This is a genomic window from Cupriavidus sp. CuC1 (assembly GCF_044627735.1).
GTDB lineage: Bacteria > Pseudomonadota > Gammaproteobacteria > Burkholderiales > Burkholderiaceae > Cupriavidus > Cupriavidus ulmosensis.
Genome location: NZ_JBIUHC010000399.1, coordinates 1 through 885, shown reverse-complemented (window position 1 = coordinate 885; position 885 = coordinate 1). Strand labels below are relative to the sequence as shown.

1 protein-coding gene is annotated in these 885 nt (G+C 52.4%); it reads left to right on the top strand.

What is annotated here, in order from left to right; all coding sequences use genetic code 11:
• Window positions 1–286: 286 nt before the first annotated feature.
• Window positions 287–727, top strand: coding sequence for a GNAT family N-acetyltransferase (locus ACGLHR_RS51895; protein ID WP_400103931.1), 441 nt, complete (start codon window positions 287–289; stop codon window positions 725–727).
• Window positions 728–885: the final 158 nt, after the last annotated feature.

The window sequence follows — 885 nt, the reverse complement described above, 5'->3', positions numbered from 1 at the left end:
GCGTTTTGACGACTGAGATGAGCCCGCAAACCGGCCGCGAACCCAGTCACGACCTGATGTTTTGAATCACGCTTCACGTCAACTCCGACGAGCTCCTAGACGAGATTTTTTCACAATGCGTTCTCGGTCTCGGGGATATCGGCAGTGCATTGTTCCGGAATATCCGGGCTTTCTCGCTATCCATTGGCTTGGCGGAGGTGTTAGCCTGGAGCCTGCAATCTGGGAAATCGCATTTTTTAGTGTTTTCCGTCTTCAGCTCGCAATATGACACGAGGAGATGCCGGGAATGATGAGAAGCGTGCAGATCAGGGCAGCAGGAGAAACTGATTGGCCCGCCATTGCAGATGTCCTCGAATGTTGTGGATTGCCTAGCGACGTCGTCGACCAGGCACTGTGCGTCTTTCATATCGCTGTATTGGGCGAGCGCGTAGTAGGTTGCGCTTGTTCTGAGCAATATGGAGAGACGGTTGTCGTCCGATCCATCGGTGTGCTCCAAGAGTATCGCGACCATCAAATCGCTACTCACCTTATCGGCAGCGTACTGGCGCGCGCTCGCGCAGATGGCTGTACCAAAGCGGTACTCATCATCGCTGGCCAGATCGGCGTCTGTAATCAAAACGATTTTTCGTTTACAGAGCTTGAATGTATGCCTGAGGAAGTAAGGCTATCCAAGGCGTTCATGCGAAGATTCGGCGGGTGGAGGACACTTAAAATTCCCACCGACTAGCATTGCCGATCGCGAGCTGAAAAACTAGCCAGGACCCCAAGTCCGCCGATCCTGTCCGTTTAACATAACCTTTATTATGCCTGCTGTTGGTATGTTCTGAAGTGTTGCGTGTGGGACGGCACGGAGACTTCAGATAGCGCAACGGAAAAGTGCTTTTA